This is a genomic window from Lysinibacillus sp. FSL L8-0312 (genome assembly GCF_038003285.1).
In the GTDB taxonomy this organism is placed as follows: domain Bacteria; phylum Bacillota; class Bacilli; order Bacillales_A; family Planococcaceae; genus Lysinibacillus; species Lysinibacillus fusiformis_D.
The window spans coordinates 1,055,491-1,081,807 of record NZ_JBBOOV010000001.1 but is presented as its reverse complement, the minus strand read 5'-3'; the positions used below and the strand labels follow the sequence as shown (position 1 = coordinate 1,081,807).

The 26,317-nt window shown below is 34.4% G+C and carries 28 protein-coding genes and 1 pseudogene; 15 read left to right on the top strand and 14 right to left on the bottom strand.

Translation table 11 applies throughout. From position 1 onward, the window contains the following. Positions 1–130 precede the first annotated feature (130 nt). Positions 131–388 carry a hypothetical protein gene (locus tag MHI22_RS05685; protein ID WP_340809117.1) on the bottom strand — a complete coding sequence of 86 codons (258 nt, stop codon included), beginning with the start codon at positions 386–388 and terminating at the stop codon, positions 131–133. Positions 389–540: 152 nt separating this feature from the next. On the opposite strand from MHI22_RS05685, the gene MHI22_RS05680 reads away from it, so the two are divergent. Continuing rightward, positions 541–1,386, top strand: a complete 846-nt coding sequence (locus MHI22_RS05680; RefSeq protein ID WP_340811331.1) for an alpha/beta fold hydrolase — start codon at positions 541–543, stop codon at positions 1,384–1,386. A 97-nt stretch (positions 1,387–1,483) separates the two neighbouring features. On the opposite strand, the gene MHI22_RS05675 is transcribed toward MHI22_RS05680, so the two are convergent. The 4 genes from MHI22_RS05675 to MHI22_RS05660 all read right to left on the bottom strand — a co-directional run bounded on the left by MHI22_RS05675 (position 1,484) and on the right by MHI22_RS05660 (position 5,020). Further along, positions 1,484–1,915: a hypothetical protein gene (locus MHI22_RS05675; protein ID WP_036117101.1), complete on the bottom strand. Its 432-nt coding sequence runs from the start codon at positions 1,913–1,915 to the stop codon at positions 1,484–1,486. 141 nt (positions 1,916–2,056) lie between these two features. Further along, positions 2,057–2,638: a GNAT family N-acetyltransferase gene (locus MHI22_RS05670; RefSeq protein WP_036117099.1), complete on the bottom strand. Its 582-nt coding sequence runs from the start codon at positions 2,636–2,638 to the stop codon at positions 2,057–2,059. Between the two features lie 15 nt (positions 2,639–2,653). Next, on the bottom strand, positions 2,654–3,520 hold the full coding sequence (locus tag MHI22_RS05665) for an AraC family transcriptional regulator (protein ID WP_036117097.1): 867 nt from the start codon (positions 3,518–3,520) through the stop codon (positions 2,654–2,656). 306 nt (positions 3,521–3,826) lie between these two features. Next, positions 3,827–5,020 (bottom strand): Ger(x)C family spore germination protein, encoded by a 1,194-nt coding sequence (locus MHI22_RS05660; RefSeq protein WP_340811328.1) that lies wholly within the window; start codon positions 5,018–5,020, stop codon positions 3,827–3,829. 228 nt (positions 5,021–5,248) lie between these two features. Here MHI22_RS05660 and MHI22_RS05655 point away from each other — a divergent pair, with 228 nt between their 5' ends. Together MHI22_RS05655 and MHI22_RS05650 are read left to right on the top strand one after the other, a co-directional pair. Continuing rightward, complete coding sequence (locus MHI22_RS05655) at positions 5,249–5,500, top strand: hypothetical protein (RefSeq protein ID WP_340811326.1); 252 nt, start codon at positions 5,249–5,251, stop codon at positions 5,498–5,500. A gap of 302 nt (positions 5,501–5,802) precedes the next feature. After that, positions 5,803–6,012 (top strand): hypothetical protein, encoded by a 210-nt coding sequence (locus MHI22_RS05650; RefSeq protein WP_036117096.1) that lies wholly within the window; start codon positions 5,803–5,805, stop codon positions 6,010–6,012. Between the two features lie 835 nt (positions 6,013–6,847). On the opposite strand, the gene MHI22_RS05645 is transcribed toward MHI22_RS05650, so the two are convergent. From MHI22_RS05645 to MHI22_RS05635, 3 genes are all read right to left on the bottom strand, one after another. Further along, the gene (locus tag MHI22_RS05645; protein WP_036117094.1) at positions 6,848–8,011 is read right to left on the bottom strand and encodes a Ger(x)C family spore germination protein; all 1,164 of its coding nucleotides are present in this window, start codon (positions 8,009–8,011) and stop codon (positions 6,848–6,850) included. Positions 8,012–8,874: 863 nt separating this feature from the next. Beyond that, entirely contained in the window at positions 8,875–9,387 is a 513-nt protein-coding gene (locus tag MHI22_RS05640) for a hypothetical protein (protein WP_340811324.1), read from the bottom strand. Positions 9,388–9,516: 129 nt separating this feature from the next. Next, positions 9,517–10,938 carry a VanZ family protein gene (locus tag MHI22_RS05635; RefSeq protein WP_340811322.1) on the bottom strand — a complete coding sequence of 474 codons (1,422 nt, stop codon included), beginning with the start codon at positions 10,936–10,938 and terminating at the stop codon, positions 9,517–9,519. Positions 10,939–11,234: 296 nt separating this feature from the next. On the opposite strand from MHI22_RS05635, the gene MHI22_RS05630 reads away from it, so the two are divergent. The 5 genes and pseudogenes from MHI22_RS05630 to MHI22_RS05610 all read left to right on the top strand — a co-directional run bounded on the left by MHI22_RS05630 (position 11,235) and on the right by MHI22_RS05610 (position 14,258). After that, positions 11,235–11,957 (top strand): SDR family NAD(P)-dependent oxidoreductase, encoded by a 723-nt coding sequence (locus MHI22_RS05630; protein WP_101966723.1) that lies wholly within the window; start codon positions 11,235–11,237, stop codon positions 11,955–11,957. A gap of 40 nt (positions 11,958–11,997) precedes the next feature. Beyond that, positions 11,998–12,111: pseudogene (locus tag MHI22_RS05625) on the top strand (short-chain dehydrogenase); the annotation flags it as partial. Between the two features lie 274 nt (positions 12,112–12,385). Further along, positions 12,386–12,586: a cold-shock protein gene (locus tag MHI22_RS05620; RefSeq protein ID WP_004225195.1), complete on the top strand. Its 201-nt coding sequence runs from the start codon at positions 12,386–12,388 to the stop codon at positions 12,584–12,586. A gap of 566 nt (positions 12,587–13,152) precedes the next feature. Next, positions 13,153–13,632, top strand: a complete 480-nt coding sequence (locus MHI22_RS05615; RefSeq protein ID WP_340809112.1) for a GNAT family N-acetyltransferase — start codon at positions 13,153–13,155, stop codon at positions 13,630–13,632. Between the two features lie 218 nt (positions 13,633–13,850). Next, positions 13,851–14,258 carry a hypothetical protein gene (locus tag MHI22_RS05610; protein ID WP_257982904.1) on the top strand — a complete coding sequence of 136 codons (408 nt, stop codon included), beginning with the start codon at positions 13,851–13,853 and terminating at the stop codon, positions 14,256–14,258. A gap of 33 nt (positions 14,259–14,291) precedes the next feature. Here the strand turns inward: MHI22_RS05610 and MHI22_RS05605 are convergent. Beyond that, positions 14,292–15,421 (bottom strand): IS3 family transposase gene (locus MHI22_RS05605; RefSeq protein WP_340811031.1). Its coding sequence is split into 2 segments (ribosomal slippage): positions 14,292–15,175 and positions 15,175–15,421, totalling 1,131 coding nucleotides; the frame shifts between segments, so codons are not numbered across the junction. 505 nt (positions 15,422–15,926) lie between these two features. Here MHI22_RS05605 and MHI22_RS05600 point away from each other — a divergent pair. Next, entirely contained in the window at positions 15,927–16,547 is a 621-nt protein-coding gene (locus MHI22_RS05600) for a DUF998 domain-containing protein (RefSeq protein WP_340812702.1), read from the top strand. Positions 16,548–16,741: 194 nt separating this feature from the next. Here the strand turns inward: MHI22_RS05600 and MHI22_RS05595 are convergent, their stop codons facing one another. Further along, positions 16,742–17,077 (bottom strand): helix-turn-helix domain-containing protein, encoded by a 336-nt coding sequence (locus MHI22_RS05595; RefSeq protein ID WP_036117079.1) that lies wholly within the window; start codon positions 17,075–17,077, stop codon positions 16,742–16,744. Between the two features lie 630 nt (positions 17,078–17,707). Here MHI22_RS05595 and MHI22_RS05590 point away from each other — a divergent pair. Beyond that, the gene (locus tag MHI22_RS05590) at positions 17,708–18,583 is read left to right on the top strand and encodes a phosphotransferase family protein (protein WP_340811319.1); all 876 of its coding nucleotides are present in this window, start codon (positions 17,708–17,710) and stop codon (positions 18,581–18,583) included. Positions 18,584–19,123: 540 nt separating this feature from the next. Here the strand turns inward: MHI22_RS05590 and MHI22_RS05585 are convergent. Both MHI22_RS05585 and MHI22_RS05580 read right to left on the bottom strand, forming a co-directional pair. Next, positions 19,124–19,768 (bottom strand): methyltransferase family protein, encoded by a 645-nt coding sequence (locus tag MHI22_RS05585; protein ID WP_058843659.1) that lies wholly within the window; start codon positions 19,766–19,768, stop codon positions 19,124–19,126. Positions 19,769–19,785: 17 nt separating this feature from the next. Beyond that, on the bottom strand, positions 19,786–20,589 hold the full coding sequence (locus tag MHI22_RS05580; RefSeq protein WP_036117073.1) for a MerR family transcriptional regulator: 804 nt from the start codon (positions 20,587–20,589) through the stop codon (positions 19,786–19,788). Positions 20,590–20,987: 398 nt separating this feature from the next. On the opposite strand from MHI22_RS05580, the gene MHI22_RS05575 reads away from it, so the two are divergent. From MHI22_RS05575 to MHI22_RS05565, 4 genes are all read left to right on the top strand, one after another. Then, complete coding sequence (locus tag MHI22_RS05575; RefSeq protein ID WP_330493283.1) at positions 20,988–21,707, top strand: hypothetical protein; 720 nt, start codon at positions 20,988–20,990, stop codon at positions 21,705–21,707. A 207-nt stretch (positions 21,708–21,914) separates the two neighbouring features. Next, positions 21,915–22,424, top strand: coding sequence for a ClbS/DfsB family four-helix bundle protein (locus MHI22_RS05570; RefSeq protein ID WP_036117070.1), 510 nt, complete (start codon positions 21,915–21,917; stop codon positions 22,422–22,424). A 366-nt stretch (positions 22,425–22,790) separates the two neighbouring features. Beyond that, positions 22,791–22,994 carry a phage holin family protein gene (locus MHI22_RS23385; protein ID WP_139149515.1) on the top strand — a complete coding sequence of 68 codons (204 nt, stop codon included), beginning with the start codon at positions 22,791–22,793 and terminating at the stop codon, positions 22,992–22,994. A 36-nt stretch (positions 22,995–23,030) separates the two neighbouring features. Continuing rightward, positions 23,031–23,339 carry an N-acetylmuramoyl-L-alanine amidase gene (locus tag MHI22_RS05565; RefSeq protein WP_340812701.1) on the top strand — a complete coding sequence of 103 codons (309 nt, stop codon included), beginning with the start codon at positions 23,031–23,033 and terminating at the stop codon, positions 23,337–23,339. Positions 23,340–23,677: 338 nt separating this feature from the next. On the opposite strand, the gene MHI22_RS05560 is transcribed toward MHI22_RS05565, so the two are convergent. After that, a complete protein-coding gene (locus tag MHI22_RS05560; protein WP_036117068.1) occupies positions 23,678–24,193 on the bottom strand; it encodes a hypothetical protein in 516 nt (171 codons plus the stop codon). Between the two features lie 452 nt (positions 24,194–24,645). On the opposite strand from MHI22_RS05560, the gene MHI22_RS05555 reads away from it, so the two are divergent. Continuing rightward, positions 24,646–24,879, top strand: coding sequence for a DUF3953 domain-containing protein (locus MHI22_RS05555; protein WP_340811317.1), 234 nt, complete (start codon positions 24,646–24,648; stop codon positions 24,877–24,879). A gap of 794 nt (positions 24,880–25,673) precedes the next feature. On the opposite strand, the gene MHI22_RS05550 is transcribed toward MHI22_RS05555, so the two are convergent. Then, positions 25,674–26,300, bottom strand: a complete 627-nt coding sequence (locus MHI22_RS05550; RefSeq protein ID WP_036117064.1) for a DUF4352 domain-containing protein — start codon at positions 26,298–26,300, stop codon at positions 25,674–25,676. Positions 26,301–26,317: the final 17 nt, after the last annotated feature.

Sequence of the window (26,317 nt, the reverse complement as noted above, 5' to 3'; positions counted from 1 at the left end):
ATCTTCAATCAACAATTCGAATGAATCTACTAATAGCCTCATTTCTCCCGAATCATGATAACAAATGAAAACCTTACCTGATGAATCGATAAAAATGGGATTGCCCTCACCATCCATTGAAAAGACATAGCTAGTGTCTAGAATGTTTGGAGATAGAACATCTTTGTATTGGTGACGAAAATCCAGGGTTAGTTAAATCGACAAAGGTTTCGTTTCCAATACTAGAGCCATTAGAAAAAGCATGAACTGCTATTCCAGCATAGGCACCCCCAAATATTTCAATGAATGTTACATAATCAGCATGAAATTGTACATGAGGTTGCTGCTGATCTTCTTGGCTAGCTGGAGTGCCTACTAAGGAATGCTGATCCTTTTGTTTATTATACATGATCTCGAATTGCTAGAAACCTGTAGGAATGGTATTGTTTATGTCATAGTAACATTCATGAGGTGATAGAATGCTAGAGCGTTCAATGGAAAAGACACGGGAACATCAAGAGGAAAGGAAGTGATTAAACAAAACAAGAAAAGAGGATTAAGATGATGACTTATCAAAAAATAATTTGTGATGGATTTGAATTAAATTATTGTATAAAAGGGCAAGGTCAGCCGATTTTGGTGGTGGGTAGCAGTGTTTATTATCCGCGTTTGTTCTCTGAAAACTTTTCCCAACATTTTCAGCTTATTTTTTTAGATCATCGAGGATTTGGCAAGCCAACTCGTGCATTTAAACAAGCTGATTATACATTGGATAAAATAGTGGAGGATATAGAGCATGCAAGACAAATCCTAAAGCTAGATGACTTAATTATTGCAGGGCATTCGGGGCATGCATTTATGGCGGTGGCGTATGCCAAAGCCTACCCTCAGCATGTTCAAAAAATGATCCTATTAAATACAGCAACAACGAATAGCCAAAAGAGACAGCAACAAAGTTTGTCTTATTTTGAGGCATATGCAAGTGCGAAGCGTAAACATCAATTTCAGCAGGATATTGCTTTATTGGAACAGGATCTAAAGAGAGAACCTGAACGACGTTTTGTTCATATGTGTATTCGGATGGGTGCACATAGCTTTTATGATTACACATTCAACGCTACCTCTACATGGGATGGCGTGTATCCGAATATGGAAATCATTGATTATCTTTGGGGTGTAGCTTTTGCTGAGCAGAACCTTTTACAGCAAATATATCACTTAAACATGCCGATTTTTGTCGGTCTAGGTAGGTATGATTATTTAGTTGCGCCTGTATCATTATGGGATGCAATGGAGTGTACTCCTCATGTAAAGAAAGTTATTTTTGAAAAAAGTGGTCATAATCCTATGCTGGAAGAACCTGAATATTTTGATGAACAATTAATTGCATGGATAAACGAAGGATAGTTATTTTTGGCTGGTGATGCTTTTATAGCAAATAACCAGCCTTTTTCCTTTCTTTAACCATAAAAAAGGCTACTCCCAAAAGGGAAGAGCCAAAGTATTAGCTTGCAGAACAAGCTTTGCGTATCGCATCAATTTGTCGACAGTCAATCATCACAGGAACGGCTTGATCATCTATTTGAAGGAAATACCCACAGCAACTTTGCGAATCAAGATAGATAAAGTAAATACTTAAAAATTGACAGCCGTTCGAGAGGTATACATCGACTAAAGTTCCAAGTTTAAAATATTCTAAATGATGGCAAATACAACTGTCACACTGCTTTTTGGCTTGCTCCTTCTTCTTATATGTTTTTTCATATTGGGGGCTATTATAGTATTTGATTGTATATGACTCTTCCTCATCCACATGATGATCGATGTCAGAATAGTAACCTGAGCAAAAATTCTTTGAGGCACAATAGCATTTAGCAAACTTATGATAATTATTAAACTCCCAATTCATTCGTGTTAAAGATCTGTTTTCATCCATTCCTTAAACGCTCCTTTATGGTTTGAATGTCTTGCTAGCACGAGGCACCTATTTCTAATCTATGTCAAAGAGCATTTGGGAGATGGTAAAATGTCCAATTGTTTGTAGAATAAAAGAAAAGACTAGACTCACAAGTAGAGTCTAGCTTTGCAGATCATGTTTGCAATCGCCTTGCAATAAACTATATATTTCTAAATCGACAACTCCTTTACCAGACCATAATGAAGCTTGTCTCAATAGACCCTCTTTTAAAAAGCCATTTTTTAGCAGGACTTTTTTCGAAGGCTCATTTAACGGCATGACCTCAGCTTGAATTCGATTAACATTTACATCCTCTAATAAAAATTTCACAATGATTTCGACTGCCTCTGTAGCGATGCCTTTGCCCCAAGATGTCTCAGCTAAATAGTAACCAATTGTTACCATATCTACTTTTTGATTAAAGTCCATTGCTTCGATAATACCTACTAGTTTTTCACTTTGTGATTTTTCGAAAATACCCCATTTAATTCTGCTTTTCTTCGAATAATCTCGTTCAAAATGAGCAATCATTTTTTGAACAGTTTGTAAGTTGTGTTTTGGGATGATTCCGCAGTACTCAAATACTTTGTCATTATCATAAATGGCAAATAATTCTTGTAAATGGGATTCTTCTATTTTTTTTAATTCCAAAGTTGTTGAATGTAAGATTGGGAATTGTTTAAATACTTTTTCAATAATCATTGATGTTGCTCCTTTTTATTCTTTAATGGGAATGTATATTGTCATCTTCATATCATGTGGATAGATAGATTGCATGACATCGGTTATTTCAAAATCAGGGCCTGCATCTCGCTCATAATTAGAGTTTGGTAGCCATACTCCGTAAATGTAACGTCTTGTATTTTGAATTCCTTCCGCAGTGCTATTCAATGTGAATTCCGCATATTTACCAGCAGGAATTTCAAGGTGAACGAAGCCTTTCTCTAATTGCTCCTCAAAGCAATGAACTTCCTCTCCTACAATAAAGGAAAATTGACCATCCTCTTGAAAACCTGTAGAAATGCCATATGCCATATTAGGGGCTACCTTATGTGAGATTCGCTCATAATACTGCTGTTGGCCAAAATCTAAATAAAAGCTTGGGATGTCTGCATAATACTGATCGTTTTGTAAGGACGTTTTGTATTCATAGCCAGTGATACATTTTTTAGGTAATTGAAGTATTTCTGGTCGCTGCATAGGGAGTTCTCCTTCCAGTTTATAATCCAAAAAGTTCATTTTGGTTAGAAGTGGTATGGAGTTGGCTTCTTTTCGGTACTTAGCAGGTGTGACGCCAAAATATTGAACGAATGCTCGTGTAAACGCCTCTTGAGAACCATATTGAAAGTTGATCGCAATTTCCAGTATGTTCTTGGGAGTAGTTACTAATAGAGAGGCCGCTTCAGAAAGCCTTCTGTTGCGAATATACTGCTGTACCGAAAATCCTGTAATAGCTTGAAAAAGTCGTTGGAAATGAAATGCAGAAAAGTAAGATTGGGAAGAAATAGCTGTGATCGTTAACTTTTCCTGTAGATTGTCCTCAATAAACTCTATGGCGTTTTGTATTCTTTCAAAATAATCCATACCATCATCCTTTCTCGACTTAATAGTACTGTTTCAGCGAAAGTATTTTTTGATAATTTGTGCTAATTTGTACATTAAATGGTCATCAACATGAAATCAATAGAAATATTGAATTAAACGTTCAATTCAAATTTACAAGATAATGATAGTTAGCTCTATGTTCCCATTTTTCTTTGGCATAATATGTTCAGCGAATTACACGTATCTTAAAACAACCTAATCAAGAAACGTCACTCATTACATTTGAAGCGGCTGTTAATGGAAATGACCAGCACTCTGAAAAAGAGTCTGGTCATTTTTGGTTGCTTAATTTAGTTTTAATTTTGTAGCAGTCCCGATTCCTTTTGTATGAACATCGACCTTAATACGAACAGTTAGCTCGGGATAAAGGGTTGGCCAGTCTTTTTTTATTCGATTCCATGCATGGTAGTCCTCTCGGTGTAGCACTTCACTAAATTTTAAAATGTCGGCTTGATAGGTTTTTTGGATCGTATGAAGCGTGCGTTCTAAGCTCTCTTTAATTTGTCTACTCGTCTCTTTATTTAATGTATCGATAGTTTCAGGTTTCGTTAAATCCAGATGACAACCTACCTCAGCTATGTTTTGGTCAATATCAAGTTGAATCGTAATGGAAGGGCTGTCATTTTGAAAATGGCCCGTCACTTTTGTTGAAGAGTTGATAATTTCTGTCGATATTTTTCCTTGCTCTGGGCAGGCAATATTTTCAAACGTACTTTTTATATGATTGTTTAAAAAATTATAATCTCTGCTTTCTTGTTCGGTTAAAAAGCCAATTAGCTTATAATTTTTAAAAACGGCCATTCCACCATATTGTAATTGTACAGGGCTCTCAATTTTTTCTATATTGCTAATAGATTTTCCAATATCCGCATCTCCGAGTATTTGAATAGAAGGTAATACGGCACTATGATCAATACCACCTAAAGATTGGACTAAATCATCTAAAATTACAGATTCTGTCGTTCCCCATGCAGCTTCTGAAACCTTTAAGGATTTAAACATTTTACTGGCAGGAACATCCTCTAGCGGTGTTAAAACACTTAAAATTTCTTGTGCAGTCGATTCTTGGGTAACGATAATGTTAAATTCGCTCCGACCCTCAGCATCTCTTTGAAATAAATCCAAAATGCTATTCATTCCTTCTTTAGCCATTTCCTCTCCAATAATAATGATCTGAGCATGTGCATAATAAGGCTTCCTTGGCGTTAGCGTTGTTAATTTTCGAATGGCATCAAATAAGGATTTTCCCTTTGCGTGATAGGTGAAAACAGGAACTTGAAAGCTGGTTGCTTTGTTCGAGGCTACTTGACTAGGGTTAACGATTTGAACGGAGATTTCAACAAGCTCGTCTGATTTATCGACCCCAACAGCCGTAACAATGGCTAATTCATTTAACTCTCGTTTATTCCAACAGCCACCTAGCAAAAGAATCACGCTAAGCAGTAGGATGAAAAATAGTGTGTGTTTGATGATGGGCACCTCCTCTAGGAAAAGGGCTAAGTCATTTCCGATACTATTAAGGATAAGCAAAAGCCATGCAAAATAATCGATATCGACGAGATTCTTTTTGGAGGAAAGTAAAGTATGGAAAGGGAACCTGTATGTATAAAAGCGGGGAAATGGAGGAAATGTCAATCAAGGAAGTAGAAATAGGTGTAGAAATCATTTTTATCCTAATAAAAGAACCCTAAATATCGGCAAAATGGTATGAAGACATATTGTCATTTAAGCTTCTATATAATAGAAGACGGGGCAGCTATCATGAAAAATACCGTCATTTGTTTAGTAAAAGCGAAGGAACACCAGCCATTACGTTTTCCAGAGATACATTTTGGGGTCGGTAAATATTTTAATTTCATGTTGCATAAAATCGAAGAGACCTATCAATTTTTAGTGGACCCTGATGTGAAAGTCAATGCTCTAGGAGGGAGGGAAAAACAAAAGATGGAAATCCTTTAGGGGTTTCAATCATGAGCGGGTCACTGCATGAACAGTGACCCTAGTAACAAGTCTTGGAGGTGTAAGGCTAATTAGCTTTACACTACTATAGTATACTGATTCTCTATATTGAAGTAGTTAATTGCCTGGGAAATAGAGAGAAAATTGAGAATTATGAAAAATGCTGTTCAACCCCAAAAAAAGGAAGTAGCAGTGTACCATAGGCTTTCTATAAATTATGTGATGGAACAACTGGAAATGGTGAGTTTCATGACACCTTTTATAGTAACCATTCACCAGACAAGCTAGGCATTCAATACAGTGTGAAAAATAAAGGCACACAACAATTTAGTTGGAAAATGATTGACTCAGATGGCATGAGATGGGCTCGAGGGACATTAACTGCTAGAAAAATACACACCGCAATACTGGAAGAAGCTATACCTATGTCAGAAGGAATGTGTTCTATGTCCATTATTACGATAGATGGTGCGGAGGGCATGTTTGATTTTGCTGTAAAATTGGTGGAATAAAAACTTTTTAAAATAGATGTAACTTTTTTAAAACATCACTCGTCTAACTCATTAGTAGAATACAAAAACTAAAGCAAACTAGTAACATTCACTTTTCACAAAGGGACCAGGAGCACATTTTTCGTGTTTTCCTGGTCTTTTTGTGTAGCATTATCTATTTTTAACGAAAAAATGAAACCTTTATGGAATTTAGACGTATTCTTAATTGAATCAAAAGCTAAGCAAAAATTAGTAAGATTCACTTTCACTAAAAAGGCTAGGACCCACATGAGGATGTAGGGACCTAGTCCTTTTTGTATGTTTTTATAGTGATCAAGGAGATTTTCATAGTGTTGAAAAACAAAACAAGCAATAGAATTTTAGTGAAATATCATCTTTTTCAACAATATGAGAGGACCAGCATTCATGGAGAGTGACTGGTCCTTTTGTTTACTTGCTCTGCAAAGTATTTTATAGAATGAACACTATAAAATTTGAAAGGGCAATTTATTTTCTCGAAAAACCATTAAATCCCCTTAAAAGTTTATTGGAAAATATTTTAACTTGTTCAGTGCTCCAACTTATCGTAGTATTATAACGAATCAAAACTAAGCAAATTAGTAAGATTCACTTTCACAATAAAACCAGATGCTCCTCAAAGATGAGCACCTGGTTTTTTGTTTTAGCGGTCAACTATTCATATTAGCTGATATTTTTAATTTGTAGTAGCATACAGACAACAAATCAATCCGTCAGAAAATATGATGCCTCCGATCATTCTAAAACAGGCTATACAGCTTTCTATCATATATATTGTCTGCTGGCAGCTATGTTTTGATTGACAAGTATAGGGGTCTTATTCTTCAATGGTTTCTTCATACGTTTTACGACCCGGGTTTATTTTTGTTACTTGGATCGTTATGTCCCCAATGGAATCCTTTGTTAAAGGGATTTTTCCATCTTTCTCTAACTTTTTCCACGTCTTGACGTTGGAGCGATAGAGATACTCTGAAAAACGATAAATATCAACGTCCAACTTTAAACCTTCCTCATAGGTTGTCAATATTTGTTTTTTTACTTCTTTTATAATATTGGCTCTCACCTCATCAGAGTTTATTTTTCCTTTAAATCCATTCAAGGTAGCACGCAAATGAATCGTAATATCAAATGTCACTTGATTATTCTTAATGACAGGCTTCACTTTGACATCTAATTTATCTAAATCAGCGGTTAGATAATCTCTTTCGCCACCTTCTAATTTAAAGGTGACCTCTCCGCGACTAGTTTCATTATGCATCCATTGATTGCCTTTTGCTGCAGAATTCTTAATAAAGCCTTTAAAGCCATCCTTTGAGAGAATTCCTACACCTGAGAACGTTGTTTCTTCAACTTCTTCATCCATCGTTTCCCAATCTTTCATGATGGACACGTAGGGGATACTGACCTCATGGCTCGGTTCATTTAAACCAATAATTAAATTTCTTAAGTTTTGAGGCTCAATAAAGGATTCTTGTTGCGTTGTATTGACAGGATTACTTAATTTTGAAGAAGTCAGAGAATTTCTTAAAATCGGTGTGATAAGCATGACATCTTTAATAGGGTCCGTTGTACTGTAGACCCAAATATGATAACGAGTCTCTCGAAAACGAATGAACGTATCAATCACAGGGATACTTCGTTCATTTTCCATGGCTCGTTCTGTAAAGAGCAAATACCTCATATGCCCCCAAAAAATCTCCTGGTCAGAGGAACGATACAATTTATAAATTGCTTCTTCCACGGTTTTACCTTCAGCAAAGCCTACTTCAGCAGGTGCAACATTGCCACTAGGCTGATCGGATTTCGCTACATCAGCAAAATTAATAATTTGTAAATAAACCTTGTACTGATTATCCTCATAATCTACCCCAACGGCATTGACATAATACATTCTTTGAGGCTCCGTCACATCCCAACAACCGGTCATAAAAAAGGCAGACGTTAAAATGAATAGGAGAAATACGATATGTTTTTTTGTCATCATGTCCCTACTTTTATATTTGGTTAGTTATCAAATAGTTTTGACAAAAATATAAGGATTTATAAGTATGAATGTTGAATAGAGAATAGGCTATGACGGATATGAATATTCGCGAAGAGAAGTGAAATACTCGCGGAGAGAAGTGAAATACTCGCGGAGAGAAGTGAAATACTCGCGGAGAGGAGTGAAATACTCGCGGAGAGGAGTGAAATACTCGCGAAGAGGAGTGAAATACTCGCGAAGAGGGGTGAAATACTCGCGAAGAGGGGTGAAATACTCGCGAAGAGGGGTGAAATACTCGCGAAGAGGGGTGAAATACTCGCGGAGAGGAGTGAATCCTCACGAACGGAGTAAATAACTTATAGCGCGGTACAATAAAAGAGAATGTGTTAATGTAAGTCGCATTAACACACATCGTTTACTTATTTATTCTCTACTAATATGATTAAAAACATGGGTCTCCATTAGTTTATCCTACATTGCAAGAATATATTAGTATGTCCTCTGGTTCTTCCATGAAACTGATTATTAATACTGTCTGAAGTAAGCAGTGGAATGCATGGACAGTGTAAGATGATATTTTCGGTAACTTCACGACACATTATCGCAGAGGATCATTCGTTTTTCCTGAACTTTTTGCAGCATTTTTCAGAAAGACCCACACCTAGTACAAATTTTTTAACTATACACTATAAACACAGTATACATAAAACTCAAAGTATAAAAAGTTAAGCCTCCCTAAAAATAGCTCCCATCTCTAAAAAGGTAGATATGAGAGCTAAATTCCTATGGTATCGCAGCTGTTGTAACCCAGTTCAGTTATGGCTATTTGAAAAATTCAATAGATATTATGAACGCTCCAACTAACTCAATTGAATAATGGACAAGGAACGATTCGCGTAGTTAGCGATTGGATTGGCCGATGAGGCACTTACTCCCACTAGATCGCCTGCGGATAATGAAGCTTGAACAACATAGGTAGAACTGCTTCTATTTAACACATTAAAAATAGCGGGACCTTCTAGAAAAATAGGTTGTCCGTTGACGGTAATACTAACTGTAAAATAGGATTGTAATGGATCTGGTTCTACTGTCGCTTGAGCATTTATCGATATGGCAATTTGATAGACGCCATTGCTTTGCACTACTAATTCATTTCCAGATGGACTTACTGTGACATTAGATAAAGGGCCCACTTGCTGAAATGGAATAGGTGCCGCAATAGGGGATATAATTTCTAAGGAGTCACCTCTTATGGATCCATAACTTAAGACACCAATATTGGGTGTGGGAACAGGACCAGGAATAGCAATAATTTTGGGGAAAGAGTTTGTTTCTTTTTGACAACAGCCCATATTTATATGTTTATAAGACATTAACTACCCTCCTTTTTATTTACTAAAGGTAGTATATTCGACACTTAATTCAGTAATTGGACGAACACCTAAAGCCCAGTTACTCATATTCGAGCCTGGGCTTTTCTCATGTTTGGAGAATATAAAAAGCTATTTTCTTGCCTGAATCAAGGTGAACCAGCTTTTGCCATTCAATGTTCCGGAAACATTGTAAACAGGCTGATAGAAACCTTTTGTATCATACATATGCGTAAGCTCTATTAATTCTATAGACAGTTGATCGCCTTTTTTTATTGTAAGTTCTTCGTCTGTTACGAGTGCATTATATTTTATTTGTGGAAATTCGCCATTCTTAATACGTTCATACACTTCTGTAGGGGACAAAATGTTTACTTCCGTTATAAATTGATGGTTACGTAGATTAGATGATAAGGAATATACATCGCCATCTGGTTTCAGCCCAAGACTTACTTCCCCAAGCCAATAATCTTTGTTGATATTAGCGCAATCTGGAAGTGTCCATTCTAATTCACCATTCTCCCATACAGTAAACTCTGCCTCTTGAGGGAGGAGAGCAAGTTCGTCCATTATTGCCTTCGCCTTGTTAACAGAATCTTGTCCTGCTGCTGTAGTTTGGTCAGGTGTATACAGATTCTCTGTTAATGACCAATTGCCCTGTGAACTGATAAATAATGTATAAGGATTACCTGCATTGTCTGCCAATAAAATTTCGCGATCCCCTCTATTTTCCGTTGTACTCGTTACGGATAAACCTAGTTTTTTTTGCAGCAAGGTTTCAACTTCGTCATTCTTCATTATTTTCTTATACACGGGGGCAACTGTGGGTGCTGCACTTAAGTCCAATGAAGTGGAGACATCAACACCTGACATATTCGATTTTGTATAGGCATTTATTGCAAGATGACCAAACTCTTGTTGGTTGTAGACAATCATCATCCCAACAAAAATCAAACCCATTATGAGTGGGATGGCCAGATTGCCAATTAGACTTTTTATTTTTACTTTTTTATGCTGAACAATGGAAGCCACAAGTCTATATAACTGGTATCCGATAATCCCACCAATTGAGTTGTTGATTAAGTCATCAAGCTCGAAAATTCCCGCTCCTGTAAGTGTTTGATATGTTTCAATGGATAATGTAGCACTGACGACTACGAGAAAAAGCCACTTGAATAGTTTAAATTTAGGGAAAAGCAGGGGCAAGAAAACGCCTAATGGTACAAACATTAAAATATTAAAAATACAATTTTGAAGATCTCGTAACGAATATTTTTTCCATGCATCGATATAACCACTAAATGGTTGGAGATTCATCTGCAGAAAATGAGAAGAGCCTCGGCCAATAATTGTTAACTCACAAACAAAAACAATATAGCCGATGAAGAGTGCTCCAAGCATAAGTTTTTTTACGTGGTTTCGTTTCCGAACGGATGGTTCCTTTTTATTATAAAAGAAATAATAGAATGCAATGAGTAAAAACTCAACACCAATAATAATCATTACTGGCAGCATTAAAGATTGAATGTTATTGATAATTTCTGTTACGCCCAATTTAAAACGCTCCTAACTGATGATTTAGCTTTCCTTGATGTAATATTGTCGACTTTCCTTATTGTAAATGGGAATTATTAATAATTATTGAGAATATTTATGAAGATTTCTTAAGATTTTGCATCAGCTTTACAGGCTTAGGGTGCTGATTTTAATCCCCTAGTGTGGCGTCGTTAATATAAGAGCAAAAAAGGCAGAAGTCAAATTACGTTTGTCATAGCAATAAACCACTTTCATTGCTGTATAACTCTGTAATTATTATAATGAATAGCAATAACTGGTAAGGAGATGGTGGAATGAGTAAGAATTTCATTATATTTGGAGCGAGTCAAGGACTGGGTGATGCATTTGTCAAAGGTTTACCCGTCATGGGAGACTCTGTATGGATCGTGTCACGTTCTCGACCTAAAAGCTTAAATCTCAACGATGGTGTCAATCGTCATTGGCTCGCTATTGATTTGTCCAATCAGCAATCAATTCCAACTTTAAAAGAGAAGGTAAAAGACATTCCTTTCGATGTATTAATTTACAATGTTGGCGTATGGGAAAAGCGTGGATTCGAGGATGACTATACATTTGATTTGGATGAAGTCGTAGATATTTCAAACATAATCAATATAAATTTAACTTCTACAATTACATATATCCAAGCGCTTTTACCAAATTTAAGACAAGCGGAAAATGGAAAAGTGATTTTAATTGGCTCAACAGCAGGCTTAGATCACACGAACAATGCACAAGTTTCATTTGTTACATCTAAATTCGGCTTACGTGGCATTACAAATGCCCTTCGTGAACATTTAAGAAAAGATAAAATTTCTGTCACATGTATTAACCCAGGGGAGCTAGCAGCAGAAGTACCTTATGAAGAAGGGGCAGAGAAAGCAATTCATTTATATGAAGGGACTCGTATTCCTGTACAAGATATTGTATCAATTGTGCAATGTGTCATCCATTTATCACCTGTTTCATGTGTAAAGGAAATTACTATTCCTGCAATAACGGATTTGAATGCTTGATGATCGCCTGTTGCTCAGAAAGCATTGTAGCGGGAGTTAATCTTCTATTTGCAATCGAATAGGGCGAATAGAGGATATTGCCGATGCAGTAACGTTTCTGGCTTCCACTGATAGCAGCTGGATAATAAATGTTTCTGATGATTTTCGTTTATAAAACGCAATAATACTGTGAAGTTCCGATAAGGGGAAAAAACATTGCTTTTCATGCCTAACCTCAAGAAAAAATGGATATTCCAAAATTTAAACAGTTTAGGACTAGACAAAGGTGATTTTACATGGTATATTGTATTCAATAGAATCATCCGAAAAAAAAGATGCAATGAATTCACATATTACAAAAAGTAATCGTGTTTTGATAGATGCTTTTTGTGATATGTGTTTTTTTATGAATGTGATTTTATTTAATTTGATTAATGGAGGTCATTTACATGACACAAGGTACAGTAAAATGGTTTAACGCAGAAAAAGGTTTTGGTTTCATCGAAGTTGAAGGCGGACAAGACGTATTCGCTCACTTCTCAGCTATTCAAGGTGAAGGTTTCAAATCACTTGAAGAAGGTCAAAAAGTTGAATTCACAGTAGAAGAAGGTCAACGCGGACCACAAGCTGCTAACATCGTAAAACTTTAATTTTTAATGAAACATACCACTCTTAATTGAGTAGTATCAGACTGCTGACAAACTCAAATTTGATGTTTGTCAGCAGTCTTTTTTATAAACGAAACTAAAATCGTGAAGCAGCTATCTTTTATCAACTATCTTACCTCTGCTAAATACTCCTCTTCAATCAAAAATCCCTTTTTATGTAATTTCGTTATTTCTTCTAAAGTTGAAACACACAAATTCTTAAAAGTTTATGAATTCAGGACAATTAACAAAAGAATAAAATAAATAATTAATGAAATAAAAATGGAAAATCGTCTTTTTTTCAGGTTGAATAGATATCTCATATCTCGTACAATGCCGTTTTCTTTAAACGTGTTACAGTACTCGCATTTCTCCAGTACTGAACCTTCTCTAAATTAAGCAATATCATATTCTGAGACGTGTCCCATCACAGAATCCAGCAAGCGAAACAATCCACTGTTAAATAAGAAAATTTTTATGTGGTATTATATTTTGAAATTTCAAATAAATAAATGACCAAAACCTAATTAAGTGGTAAAGTATAGAAAAAATGAATGGAGAATGATCTTATGGAAAAATGGAAAAGGGTTGAATTAAAGCATTTTTCAAGTGAATATATGAAAGAATTGAACTCTTTTGTACTTACAGAAGAACAAAAACAATTTTCTGCCCTTCCAAGCAAATTTGGAGAAATTAATGAAGGACAGTATCGTATTGTCATTTTAAGTGATAATACACCAGTGGGTTTCTTCCTTCTCAATACAAATGAAAGAGTAAAGAAATACTCTACTAATTTGAATGCAATGTTATTAACTGCATTATCAATTAACCATACAGAGCAAGGAAAAGGTTACGCAAAACAGGGAATGACCTTACTAGTTGAGTTTGTGAAAGCAGAATTCCCTAATTGCGATGAAATTGTTTTAGTTGTAGACAAAGATAATATACCAGCACAAAAACTATATTTTAAAGTAGGATTTGAAGATACAAATGAGAGACTAATAGGACGAATCGGCGAAGAAATCATCATGAGACAATTAATAAAATAAAGTTAGGTCACAAATAAAATCGTCACCAGAGCTGATTCTATATTTGAGGATTAAATTTTTAAAAGTTTGCGAAAAGATTTCCCTCCCTTGATATTTTTTATGACTTTAATAGTAGGGAAAGACAGACGATTGTCTACATAGGTAAACTTTCAGCGAAGAAATGACAACATGGCCGACCCAGAGTTGCTGTGTTTCTGGGATTACGGAAAAATATTGAAATGTACCGATTTGCTGCTTATGATGGAGGTGAGTATGAGATGTATAGTAATACGGCAAATATGCTTAAACAGACGACAAATCTTATCAATGCATTGAATAAAATAAAACAAAACCTATCTTTTGTAAAATTGTATATTAATAGCGATAGAACACTGGCAATCTATTTTTTAAGTAATGCATATAGTGACTTTAATCTATTCAAAACTATCTACTTATCTGTAACACCTGGTGATCAAACAATTGATGAGTTTTTAGAGAAATATGAAAAATTCTTTGTAGAAGTAAATAAATATTTAGAGGTTTTTACTGATAATAGCGTAGTTGAAGATAGACTTCATAAGGAAGTATTGTTTGCAATCAATGAATTAGAAAGATATCTGTTAAATCTGTTGGATTTGTATAGATAAATACTGGTATGTCAACACTAAACTGGACAAAAATTATAAGGTCTGTTGCTTGAATTCCACTGGAGTTAAATAGCCTAGTGTCCCGTGAATTCGAATGTTATTGAACCAATGAACATAATCATCTAGTTCAAGAGCGAGCTGTTCAAGAGTAGAGAAATGTGCTCCGTTAGCGAATTCGGTTTTAAATACCTTAAACATCGCCTCAGCCACGGCGTTATCATAAGGGCATCCCTTCATGCTCAGGGATCGCTGGATTCCAAATGTTTCTAGGGCTTTTGAAATGAGCTTATTATCAAACTCTTTACCTCGGTCTGTATGAAACATTTGTATGTCGTTCAAGTTACCTCTAATACTTACTAGTGCTTGATAAACCAGCTCTGCTGTCTTATTTGCACCAGCACTACGGCCAATGATTTCACGATTGAAAAGGTCGACAAATAAGCATACATAATGCCATTTTGTTCCGACACGGACATATGTTAAATCACTCACGATGACAGCCAACGGCTCTTCTTGCTCAAAATGGCGCTGTAATTCATTTTTTATCGGCGCTTCATTACATGTTGAGTTATGCACCTTATACTGTGCTACTGTATAGTTTGATACTAGTCCAAGACCTTTCATTAATCGACCAATTCGACGACGTGATACGTGTTTTGGCTCTGGTAATTTACTTAGTTCTTTCTTGATTTTACGCGTACCATAATTATTACGGCTTTCTTTGAAAATACGAGCAATCTCTTTGGAAATCTCATTATCTTCAGTTTTTAGCGCACGTTTGCCACAAACATCGGCATGATAGTAATACGTACTTTTCGGAATATCAAGGACGTCACACATTGCTGATACTGAATATTTGTGAGCGTTATTTCGAATCACATCTATTTTCGTCCCATGATCAGCGCTGCTTGCTTTAAAATATCATTCTCCATCAGTAAACGTTGGTTTTCTTTGCGTAATCGAGCTAGTTCGTTATCTTCTTCAGAGCGATTATCTTTGGCAGCGAATGAACCGGTTTCTTGATGGTTTTTAATCCAACGGTCTAAAGCCGAAGGCGTTATATCGTACTCTCTGGCAATATCTGCACGGGATTTTCCATTTTCATAAAGTTTTACTAATTGCAATTTAAATTCAGATGTAAAAGTTCGACGTTGACGTGACATAGTAGCACGCTCCTTTAAGTTGGTAGTCTAAGTGTACTAGCCCTTATTTTTTATGTCCAACTTAGTGTAGCCGATTCATACTTAGACATTCCTTACACAGAGGGATGTCCTTTTATTTTGCAAAGCAATTAGTATATTGTCGTAGGGAGATAAAGCAAAATATAATTTTATTATTAAGTAATCACATGTCTATGCTTTTACCTACCCAGTAACATTGAGCAGCAAATGCAGTAGGGGCTGTTGAAGAAGTAGCACCTCCGAAAAAGTACAGCATCATCTAGTTTCTTTTCCTAACTATGAATAAGGGGTTTACCCAAAATCCGTTAAAAGTCTATTGAATTTTATTTAAAATATATAGATTTAGAGGAGCTAAATATGAGAAATGAATAGAAAGATTTGCTTTTGGAATAATGATCCATGGAGATTTTGCAGGATTAAAACTCATTATCGTTTAACGAAGTAATTTATTTTGAAATCAAATATATAAATAGAGAAAGGAGGAAAAATATTGTTACATATATCTAAAAAAATAGGAATAGTAAGTTGGGTTGTGACCATTTTATATTTTGTGATAGAGCCTATTTTTATTATGACTGCACTTGTACCCTATAATTTTATGCAACAAGCTATGAGTGATCTAGGAGTAACATCATGTGGGAAGTATACATATTCAATTGCACCTCATGAAATTTGTTCACCTTATCATTTTTGGATGAATGTATTGTTTATAGTAAACGGTTTAACATTTTCGGTTGGAGTGTTGTATCTTTCTCAGTATCTGGAAAGAAATGGAATAAATAAATTAGGAACAGTATTTATTCTTATATTTGCTATAGGAAATATTGTATCTGGTTTTATACCTGCAGATGTTCATTTATTTTGGCATTCCATATTATCACAAATAGGTATGTTTACTGTTTTGTTTGGACTGTGGATTTATGCAAAATCATTGACTAAAGGTAAGAGGTGGACCTATTTAAATTTAATTGTTCTTATAACTCTTCTTTTCTTTATCATTCTTTTGTTTTTCTTTCCATTGCCAGCAGGTCTATTACAAAGACTTTATTATGGTGTGATTTTCTTGTGGGGTACTGTGCTCACAATTTTATTAAGTTCATCAGAATAAATTATAAAGCCCAGATATTCAGTTAACGTACCGTAATTGTTAGGTAGTGTCTAGCAATTGAGGATAGTTTAAATGAGTACCTGGGCATGTTTAATGATGTATTGATTTTATAAGGAATAATGGTAATCAGTAAAATTGCAACCTTTCTGTAAGGGACTTGCGGAGTGCTCACTATTTAAAAGGTTAACATTAACTCACTTTTCCATTATCGATTTATTTTTTGTATTCCACATTTTATAAAGCTCTCTATCAACAAGGACTAATTCCATACCTAATTCACTTGCATATTTAGTTAAGGTTAAAGAGGATGGGATAGAGCTAAAGGTTTCCATTCTCGAAATAACACTTTTGGATAGACCAGTTCTCTCAGCCATTTCATCTTGGCTAATATTTTTTTCTATTCTTTTATTTAATAAAGTAAAAGCCAATTTAATTAGCTGTTTTTCATCTTGAGAAATCATTTCATCTTCTATTAATTCATAATAGCGAAGAAAAATTCTTGGTATTATTCTCATTGAGTAATTTTCCAATTGCTACACCTCTTTATTAATCTCTACTATTTATAGAGTGGTTAATATTAGACATTTTAGCTCGTCTAATAAATGAATTTTAGTAATTCTTTATAGTAAAAGGATTACTAAAAAAATTATATCCATTCATTTATAATATTTCTATATATTGTTTTGTAAAGATTGGATTAAAAAGTATTTTTTCCTAAATAACAAATTAGAGAATAGGTTATTTGTAGCATCCTGTGTCTATGGTAGTGATTCTATATAATTATATTAATGCTGATAGGAATTATAAGTATTATATAAAAAATTAATTAAGGCTTTCGAAATAAAGCTGATAAAATCATCTCGTTAGTTTTTCTTAGAGGTGATCTTGTTGTTGAGTATGTATGCTAAATTGGCTTTGTGTAAAAATTAAAAACATGGTAAAATAAACCATATAAATTATGATGAAAAATCGATTGATAGGGGGGAATTGTGTGATTGATAAGTAAAAATGAAGAATATATTTATTTAAAAAATCATAAAAACAATGAGTATTGGTAATTACATTTAGGAACGCTTCATGTACTTAAACAAACGGGTAATTAGTTCAACAAGCATTTGGGGATCAACACAATAGAAAGTGATCGAAAGGGGGATTACTAAATGAATAATAACTTTATTGAAACCATTCAGTCGCTTTATTCTGACCTTTCCATTGAAGACTTTTATCCTAATGAAATTGGACAGAATAATGATGTGTTCATTGTAAACAAATCTTTGGTTTTTAGATTTCCAAAATATAAAAATGGAATCAATCAATTAAGAAGAGAGACGGAAATTTTAAAATACATTAAAGGTATCATCTCAACCCCTATTCCGAATTCAATTTATCAGTCTTTTGAAGAGTTAAAACCAGGTAAAGTCTTCACCGGCTATAACCTAATAGATGGTGTTCCTTTGTGGAAGGAGAGCTTAACAGGTGTTAATAGTGTTGAATTGGTTAAGGGGTTGGCCAAACAACTTGTTTCTTTTCTTGTAGAACTCCACTCTATTTCAGGGGAAAAAGCAAGTCGAGATTTGAAACTAAAGGTTCGTAACCCACTTGAAGAGATGTATAGCCTGTATGATAAGATTCAAAATAATGTATTTCCTTTTATCAGAAGCGACGCTCAAAAGGAAATTTCACAATCTTTTGAAACGTTTCTAAAAGGGAAGGTATTCTCAAATTTAGATATAACACTTATACACGGAGATTTTGGAGCATCTAACATATTATGGAATCCAGAAACAAGTATGATTTCAGGGATAATAGACTTTGGTGGTTCGGGTTTAGGAGATCCAGCGTATGACTTTGCTGGAATACTCTCTAGCTATGGCGAAGATTTTTTGGATATGTGTATTAACCTATATCCTAACGGTGATGAAATATTTGAACGGGTTAAATTTTATAAAAGTACATTTGCTTTACAAGAGGCATTGCACGGAATTGAGAATGGAGATAGACAGGCTTTTGAAGATGGCATTAAAGATTATAGATAGATTACTTGCTCAACTAATAGGTGCTTTCGTACAACATGGGCTTCAAACTTCTACATATAGTAAGAGCGTGTTTTGGACAGTTTTTATTTTCAAAACACGCTCTTTATTGTTCTCATATTAAGGTTTATTACAAATTTATAGCACGAGAAGTTAATGCTAAGTTTGTGATCAAGCCATTTATTTTATCGCTCAACCACATGTTCGAAATGTACGCCCTTTTCCTATGACATCCAATAAAGAAAGTATTGAGCGCCTTTGTGGATGCAAAGGAAAAGTGTGGAATATGATGGACAAGCTTAAGAGGTCTTAATAAATTGTCCAGGTAGGCGATGCTTATTTTTGCTGCCATGAATTTAAAGAAATTGGCTAGGCAAGTTGTTTAAAAGAGTTCTTTTGCTTGAAGAGTCTGTTTTATTGGGTGGTATATTATCATATTTAAACATAATGAAAGAAGATAAAAGGAATCGAGGGTGAACTTTTCGATTCCTTAAGTCGACAGTCTGAGATCACCCTATAATAGGTGAACCTGATGTTTTTTATTTACCAAATGAAAGGGATTAGCTTTTTAGTTTTTTGTTTATATATTGTAAATTGTTCTCCGTACTTATTTTGTAAGTAATTATCTGATTTTGGGATATAGCCAAAAACAAATACGAAGAATAAACTAAGAGGGATAAGCAAACTATAAATATTGTTAGAGATTAGTGCTAAGCCTAGTACCCAAAGGCAGTCTCCGAGGTAATTAATATGAATCGCATATTTAAATAAACCTCCCGTATAGAGCTTACCTTTGTTTTCAGGATTGTCTTTGAAAGGTTTTCTAAGTAATTCTGAAACTGTGTTTAATATACTTCCTCCTAAAAATAATAGCCAGCCTACAATTAGCATTGTTATGTTTGGATCCTGTTTGCTCGTAATCATTAAAATGGGAAAGCCCAAATAATAAATCCCAAAAGCTATACTGTTCATGATAGCTTCCTGCATTGCAATACCTCTAGGTAACCAAATAAACATCATAGCTGTTAATCGCAAAGCTGTAATAATTAAAGCAATATAAAGCCCTAGAGAAATGGCAGATTTTCCATATGTATTGAAAAGTAAATAATATGCAATAACTAAATAGATAATCTCAGCAACTAAAATGAAGATTTTTTCTTTTATCGTAGAATTATTTATACCGTACAAAGTAAGGCACTCCTTTGTTATTTATATTTAATAGGAAAAAATACGTCTGTGATATTATTATCCTCTTGTGTACTATAGGGATCTGTTTGATAAACTTCGAACGGTGCACCATTTAGTTTATAGTTATGTTCGGTTATCCAAACATGTAGTTTTGTATGGATGGAAGGTAGTTTATCATAAGAACCAATAAGCGTAGCCATTGCACAAAGACCAGGATTAAATAATCTTGTTTCATTCGTGGCGGTTGTAAGTGGTATGGCCATTTCTACATCATAATTATCAGGTTCATATTCGGCACTATGGAAAATAGCAAGTGGTTTTGCACTAGGTAATAAATTATTGAACATAATTTTACTAAACAACTCATTAAAGTGTTTTAGAAAATCATCGGTATTTATTGTCTTTCGCTGAGATAAGATATCATATGGTAAGTGATCCACAAGTTTAATCTCAATCTCATTTAAATAGCCCATGATACTTCCCTTTTTATCAAGCTCATGAATATCAAGTTTTAATTCATTTAACAATGAAGCATAAAATGTAAGTTGTTGTGTAAGAATTTCTTGTTTTGTTTTCAATTTAGAACTAAGAAGTTCGGTATCATCCCAATTAGTTAAAATAAATTTGATTTCTTCTAAAGAAAATAAATAGTTTTTCAATCGCGAGATGGATAAAGCAGTTTCTAATTGAGGAACATTGTAATAACGATAGTTATTTCTAGCATCAACAAAAGCAGGCTTTAAAAGTCCGATTTCATCGTAGTAGCGAAGCGTTTTCAGTGTAAGATGAGATATTTTCGAAAATTCACCAATGGTCAGCATAACAATCACCTCCTTATAAATTACTTTAAATATAAAGCATCCTGTAAGGGGAGGGTCAAATCAATAAACTAAGCTTTCTTAAAGTTTTTGGCATTCAACATGGGCAACATGACTGCATCGAAAAAATATTTTAGAAGTTAATAAGAAATCTAAGAGCCTAGCCAGGTTGGCCTAAGCATTCTAGTATTAAATAGTTTGAACCTAAGATGAGTTTCTTTATTAAAATATCTATGATTCTCACACCACCACATACCACAAGTTTATAGTCAAAAGCTATTGGCACTGAAAAGCTTTAGCCATGATAATACGGTGCATGAGTCGATAAAAGTAGCAATTTAAAAATTGTAATAGAATCCCATTCATTATATATGTATATTTATATAGGAGGAGGGATATTGGTGAAAAAAGTTCTTCATCTAATAGCTATTACATTAGTTGGATTTTATTTCTTGTACGGCTTAACTAACATGTTTTTAAATAGCAAAGGATATGAAGGTGCTGACTATCTAGTTTCTATCATTTTATTGGTAATTATTGTTTTATTTGAGGGATTTCTAATTAAACTTTATAAACGAGCCTATAGCGCTGAAGCTATAGAAGCACGTAAACAAAGAGAAGCTGCGAAAAAGAAACAACAGTTCGAGGCAGAGAGTAAAGTACTTGGTTCTAAATCTCGACAACAGCTATTCAATGCAGATCTATGTATTAAAGTAAAACATATGGCTGGATTACCAGTTGCCGAAGGTGCTGAGATATTTGTTTACAGATGCAAAGATAAAATCGTGTTTGAAAGAAGTCAAGCCACAATTGAATTAAATATAAATAAAGTGATTGATATTCTAATAAAAACAGATGTTGAAATTCAAAAAAGTTGGGTAAGTGATGCTGGTAAAGCTATAGCAGGGAATAATCTTTTTGGTTCATTAGGTGCTATAATTGGTGGAGAGGCAAAGGAAAAAACGAGCACAATCATAGAGAAGTATTTAATTTTTGCTTATGAAAAGAATGGTGAAATAAAATATATATCTATGGAAGTCACGAATGAACCTAATGCAAATTTATTTAATTCAAATTATTACAATCTCTCCAATAACGAAAGAAGATTTACAAGTCTTTAAAGAGCGAATTAGCAATTATAGATTGTAGACCAATGATCACTAATTTTGTGAATATAGTGGGGCTATCATTGAATAAACACAACATAATTGAGTGTACTGTCATTATCTGCCACTCAAACAGATAGGTAAGCATTATTTTAAATTTCATTTTTTAGAAGGAAATCATTCAATTTTGCTGAACTAATAAATGGAAGAGAGGGGAGTAAAGTGAGGCAGTATGCAAACAAGGAAGAATTGATTAGTACGATTAACGACAAGTATAAAAAATATATTGCAGAATTTAATGATATACCAGAAGTCTTGAAAAACAAACGGATTGAGGAAGTGGATAAAACTCCATCCGAAAACCTTTCTTATCAACTTGGATGGATAAATCTTTTGCTTCACTGGGAGCAAAAAGAACAACAGGGAGAAGAAGTACACACGCCAGCAGAAGGCTATAAGTGGAATAATCTAGGTGGATTGTACAATTCTTTTTATGAACAATATGGAGCGTACTCTTTGAAAGAACAACAATCAATGCTTGATGAAGCGGTCACTAATTTATGTGAGTGGTTAAATATTCTATCTGAGAAGGAATTATTTGAAGTTGATCAAAGGCGATGGGCAAAAACACAAGCTAATTGGCCTGTTTGGAAATGGGTTCACATTAATTCAGTTGCTCCATTTACAAACTTTAGAACCAAAATTCGTAAATGGAAGAAGATTAACCTTTAAATATTTTTGAAAAAGAAGTGATGTTCTTTTGTACATATTGATTAGTAACAGGCGGTATGGATATTCTTTAGCCTTCCACAAACATGGAGGGCTTTTATTATGCGCTATGATTATTAATGGAGATGGGCAACGGTACACAATATTCTCGATTTGCCTCAAGGCTTTTTACTTTCAAAAAGGGCAAAGATTGTAGATAAATGGAACAAACATTTAAGTTTACTTAGCACAGTAGGCGGCTGAGGTTTATGACAGTACATTTTATTTTAAATGCAATCGATTTTATCTGGAATGGCAGCTAACTGGGGAACGATTAACAGTAAGCGTCGGTATCAAGGCATCATCAAAAAAAGCATGAAGTTGGTTTGAATCGTAGCTAATCTCATCTATTTAGTACTGCAAGATCAAGGATTTACAATTGGACAGATTATTCCAGATGCTGTTGTAGTAATGTTTATCTTAAACGAACTAGTTAGCTTAGGCGAAATTTCAGCAAAACTCGGTGTGAATATGTATGTACCAGTTAAGAGAGCATTAGAGATATTCAATACAAAGAAGAAAAAAGCGAAATGACATATGCTTTAAGCAGTCCTTGCTACCAATAAACAAATATCCAATCAAGGCACCATACACAATGGCGCCTCAATTTATCACTATACGCAACAAGGCCACACAGCTAATGAGATTTCATATAGGATTAGCAACAACAATCAGGTGTCTTATCATGTTACTGTGGATGATAAAGAAAGCATTCAGGCTATACCTTTTAATCGAAATGTTTGGCATTGTGTGGGTAGTACTGATCCTAATGCGATAAAGAAAGGAAACTGGCTTTCTATTGGTGTCACAGCAAAAGTGGTGGATTACGTTATCGAGTTGCAGAGGAAAACGCTGTTCAACACATTGCGAAACATTTAAAACAATTCGGTTGGGGTATTAAGTAAGTGAAGAAGCACCAGGGTTGGAACGGCACGTATTGTCCGCAATGAATTTTAAATGAAGATCGTTGGAATCGTTTTTTGAAATGGATTAAGGCATCGATGAAGCCAGCAGAAATCTGAAATACCAACAGAAAAGGATGATGACATAATGCAATTCACAAACAAGCTAACTAAAATCGCAGTAGATAAAAAGCCCAACGATAAATCACATCTAGATAAATTCGCTGTTGGTACACTTACCAGAAGTGATTTTGAAGGGAATTAACATTGCACATCGTAGTGTTTAACAGCAAAGGTCAATTACCTTAATGCTTTTTAACCACCTATTTGAATAACGGTTAAAGAACGACTGGCGTAACCAGCGACTAGAGAATCCGACGAGGCACTAACTCCTACTAAGTCTCCGGCAGATAAAGTAGCTTGGACAATGTAGCTTGAACTACTTCTATTTAGTACATTAAAAATAGCTATTCCTTCTAAAAAAATAGGTAGTCCATTTACGGTAATGCTGACAGTGAAATACGGTTGATCTGGATCAGGTAGTGCTGTTGCTTGTGCATTTATTGAAATAGTAATTTGATATACGCCATTGTTTTGCACTACTAATTCATTTCCAGATGGGCTGACAGTTACATTAGACAAAGGGCCCACTTGCTCAAATGTAACGGGTGTCGATACAGGCGATAAAAAATCTAATGTATCTCCTCGCAGGGACCCATAACCTAATACGCCAGGAGTGACAGGTGCAACGGGGCCAGGAGTAGCAACAATTTTAGGGAAGTAGTTCGCTTCACTTTGACAACAGCTCGTTTGTGTATGCCTACTAAACATTTCTAGATTCCTCCTTTATAGTTTGTTTAGTATTATATTCTAATCTCTTAAAATGATTTGAATTAATACCCATCAAATAACCAACATAATTATCAACAGCAAGTTATTAATCAAGTTCAGGCGCTCACATGAGTACCTAGTCTTTTTTTATTTCCATAAATCTCCTCGACATTAGGGGAGTTGAAAATAATAATGTACAATCGGAGGTAGGTCGGTGAGGTAAGGTTTTCCTCCCTTGGTATTTATCAAAACCTAAATATTAGGGAAAAACAGATAGAGGACCGATCAGCGCTGAGCAAACTTGTCGGAGCATGACATACACGGTCGATTTATATTTTTAAGAGATTAGGTTTATTAATTAATATAAAAGGTAATTTATTTACATTTATTTACATTTACTCTTTTTTGTAGTATGATAAATAAATATGAAATTTAAAGAGGTGTAGAAGGTTATGCTGAAAATTTTACCAATTGCCTTTGCTATCATAGCAATATCTCTTTCAACTTATGGACTTATTACAAGTGATTACCAGCTGAATTTCCTAATGATATTCTTTTTGGGTTTATCTATGTTAACCTTAGGAATTAGAGAATTTCAAAGTAAGAGAAAAGCTTATGGTTTGTTTCTAATAGGAGTATTTTTCTTTTCAACATATGCATCAATTCAAAGTTTCATATGGAGATAAATAAAGGAATGGTTTATAAATGAACTTCCTCCACTTTCCATTTATTTCAGTTAAACTTACTACAGCAACAAAATGCCCGGAAAAGCACCCAATACAATTTGCTACAAAATAATGTGGTGTGTTCTACCACGAGTCGCAAATGAGCTCTCGACAATAGGGTTATCACAATGTCAAAGCTTTCATCTTAGGATGGAGGCTTTTTATTATGTATTCGAAAGGATGAGGAAAGATGGCATTAAACAACATACAAGAGCTAGAACAATACGCCGATGTGTAGTTAGCCAATAATCAATGATTGGTAGCAGGTATTTTTTACCAACTTATGAACCCACAAATATCTAATATGTTATGCTCTGCTCTTTAACTATGTCTGCAATTATTTTTATAGTATTACAGATATAATTAATGGACTATTTAATGTTAACTGAATTTCAGAAGTAAACAAAAAATATTGTAAGGTAATCGCGTAATAATATCAAAAGATATTCTATAATTTTTATAGAAAAGCACTCTTGTTTGAGGGTTAAGGAGAGAGATTCTGGAGCTATTCAGTTTACTAAAATTGACCTAGAACCTGTTTGAACGAAATTAGAAGCTACTAAAATATTAAATTTAAATGATGCTCCTGTTACACTTGGTTTTAATAAAGTCGAGAGTTTAGATATAGTAATTGAAGAATTATTAAAATTACGACATATAATGTCTGGTGAAGGTGAGTACGAATGGACTGCTAGTGGAAGAATTGTAGATAAAAGCTAAATATGAACTAAAAAAAGCCACTCATTTGAGTGACTTTAATAATGTCTTAGATTAATCATACCTGTTTCAGTACCGAAAATACCCGTTTGTACTTGCAGTTGTAAATCAGTTGCTTCTGCTACTTCTGGAGCAAGGTCAAATACAACTTTACCTTTAATCTCCATGTCAGGATTTACTTCTTGTAAGAAGAAGCTATTTTGAATGTTACCATCTTCACCTTGGTTTGCTGACATGCTAGCAACACTATCGGATTCATATGTTTTTTCACCACGTTTTAATTTGAAGAAACTAGCATCAATTGTTACAGCTTTATTTCCATTGTTTTTGTAAGTAACATCTAACACAACATATGTACCACTTGCTTTTGTAGGTAATACAGAAGGCCCTACTTGATCTGTTAAACTAACTCCATTTAGAGTAAACACTGCATCTCCAACTTCTAAAGGAGTATCAATTACGGCAATCTCTTCTTTTTCTTTAGCTTTTTCATCATCTTTTGATGAATCTTTATTTTCTGGCGCTTTTGCAGAAGTCTCAACTTTATCTTTAGAATCCTTCTCCTTTGTTGTATCATTGCCTCCTGCCATATTACCAATGGCGCCGATTACAATGATGGCAACAATTAAAATAAACCACCATTTTTTGTAGAAAGGTTTTTTCATGTAAAATAATCTCCTTT

What these genes read in the sequence shown, in the direction of transcription:
- MHI22_RS05580 (WP_036117073.1), bottom strand. Translation starts at nt 20,589, where the DNA reads ATGCTGACCATTGGTGAATTTTCGAAAATATCTCATCTTACACTGAAA.
- MHI22_RS05590 (WP_340811319.1), top strand. Translation starts at nt 17,708, where the DNA reads ATGAATAATAACTTTATTGAAACCATTCAGTCGCTTTATTCTGACCTT.
- MHI22_RS05615 (WP_340809112.1), top strand. Translation starts at nt 13,153, where the DNA reads ATGGAAAAATGGAAAAGGGTTGAATTAAAGCATTTTTCAAGTGAATAT.
- MHI22_RS05640 (WP_340811324.1), bottom strand. Translation starts at nt 9,387, where the DNA reads ATGTCTTATAAACATATAAATATGGGCTGTTGTCAAAAAGAAACAAAC.
- MHI22_RS05560 (WP_036117068.1), bottom strand. Translation starts at nt 24,193, where the DNA reads ATGTTTAGTAGGCATACACAAACGAGCTGTTGTCAAAGTGAAGCGAAC.
- MHI22_RS05550 (WP_036117064.1), bottom strand. Translation starts at nt 26,300, where the DNA reads ATGAAAAAACCTTTCTACAAAAAATGGTGGTTTATTTTAATTGTTGCC.
- MHI22_RS05555 (WP_340811317.1), top strand. Translation starts at nt 24,646, where the DNA reads ATGCTGAAAATTTTACCAATTGCCTTTGCTATCATAGCAATATCTCTT.
- MHI22_RS05665 (WP_036117097.1), bottom strand. Translation starts at nt 3,520, where the DNA reads ATGGATTATTTTGAAAGAATACAAAACGCCATAGAGTTTATTGAGGAC.
- MHI22_RS05645 (WP_036117094.1), bottom strand. Translation starts at nt 8,011, where the DNA reads ATGACAAAAAAACATATCGTATTTCTCCTATTCATTTTAACGTCTGCC.
- MHI22_RS05610 (WP_257982904.1), top strand. Translation starts at nt 13,851, where the DNA reads ATGTACCGATTTGCTGCTTATGATGGAGGTGAGTATGAGATGTATAGT.
- MHI22_RS05655 (WP_340811326.1), top strand. Translation starts at nt 5,249, where the DNA reads ATGAAGACATATTGTCATTTAAGCTTCTATATAATAGAAGACGGGGCA.
- MHI22_RS05630 (WP_101966723.1), top strand. Translation starts at nt 11,235, where the DNA reads ATGAGTAAGAATTTCATTATATTTGGAGCGAGTCAAGGACTGGGTGAT.
- MHI22_RS05685 (WP_340809117.1), bottom strand. Translation starts at nt 388, where the DNA reads ATGTATAATAAACAAAAGGATCAGCATTCCTTAGTAGGCACTCCAGCT.
- MHI22_RS05670 (WP_036117099.1), bottom strand. Translation starts at nt 2,638, where the DNA reads ATGATTATTGAAAAAGTATTTAAACAATTCCCAATCTTACATTCAACA.
- MHI22_RS05675 (WP_036117101.1), bottom strand. Translation starts at nt 1,915, where the DNA reads ATGGATGAAAACAGATCTTTAACACGAATGAATTGGGAGTTTAATAAT.
- MHI22_RS05680 (WP_340811331.1), top strand. Translation starts at nt 541, where the DNA reads ATGATGACTTATCAAAAAATAATTTGTGATGGATTTGAATTAAATTAT.
- MHI22_RS05620 (WP_004225195.1), top strand. Translation starts at nt 12,386, where the DNA reads ATGACACAAGGTACAGTAAAATGGTTTAACGCAGAAAAAGGTTTTGGT.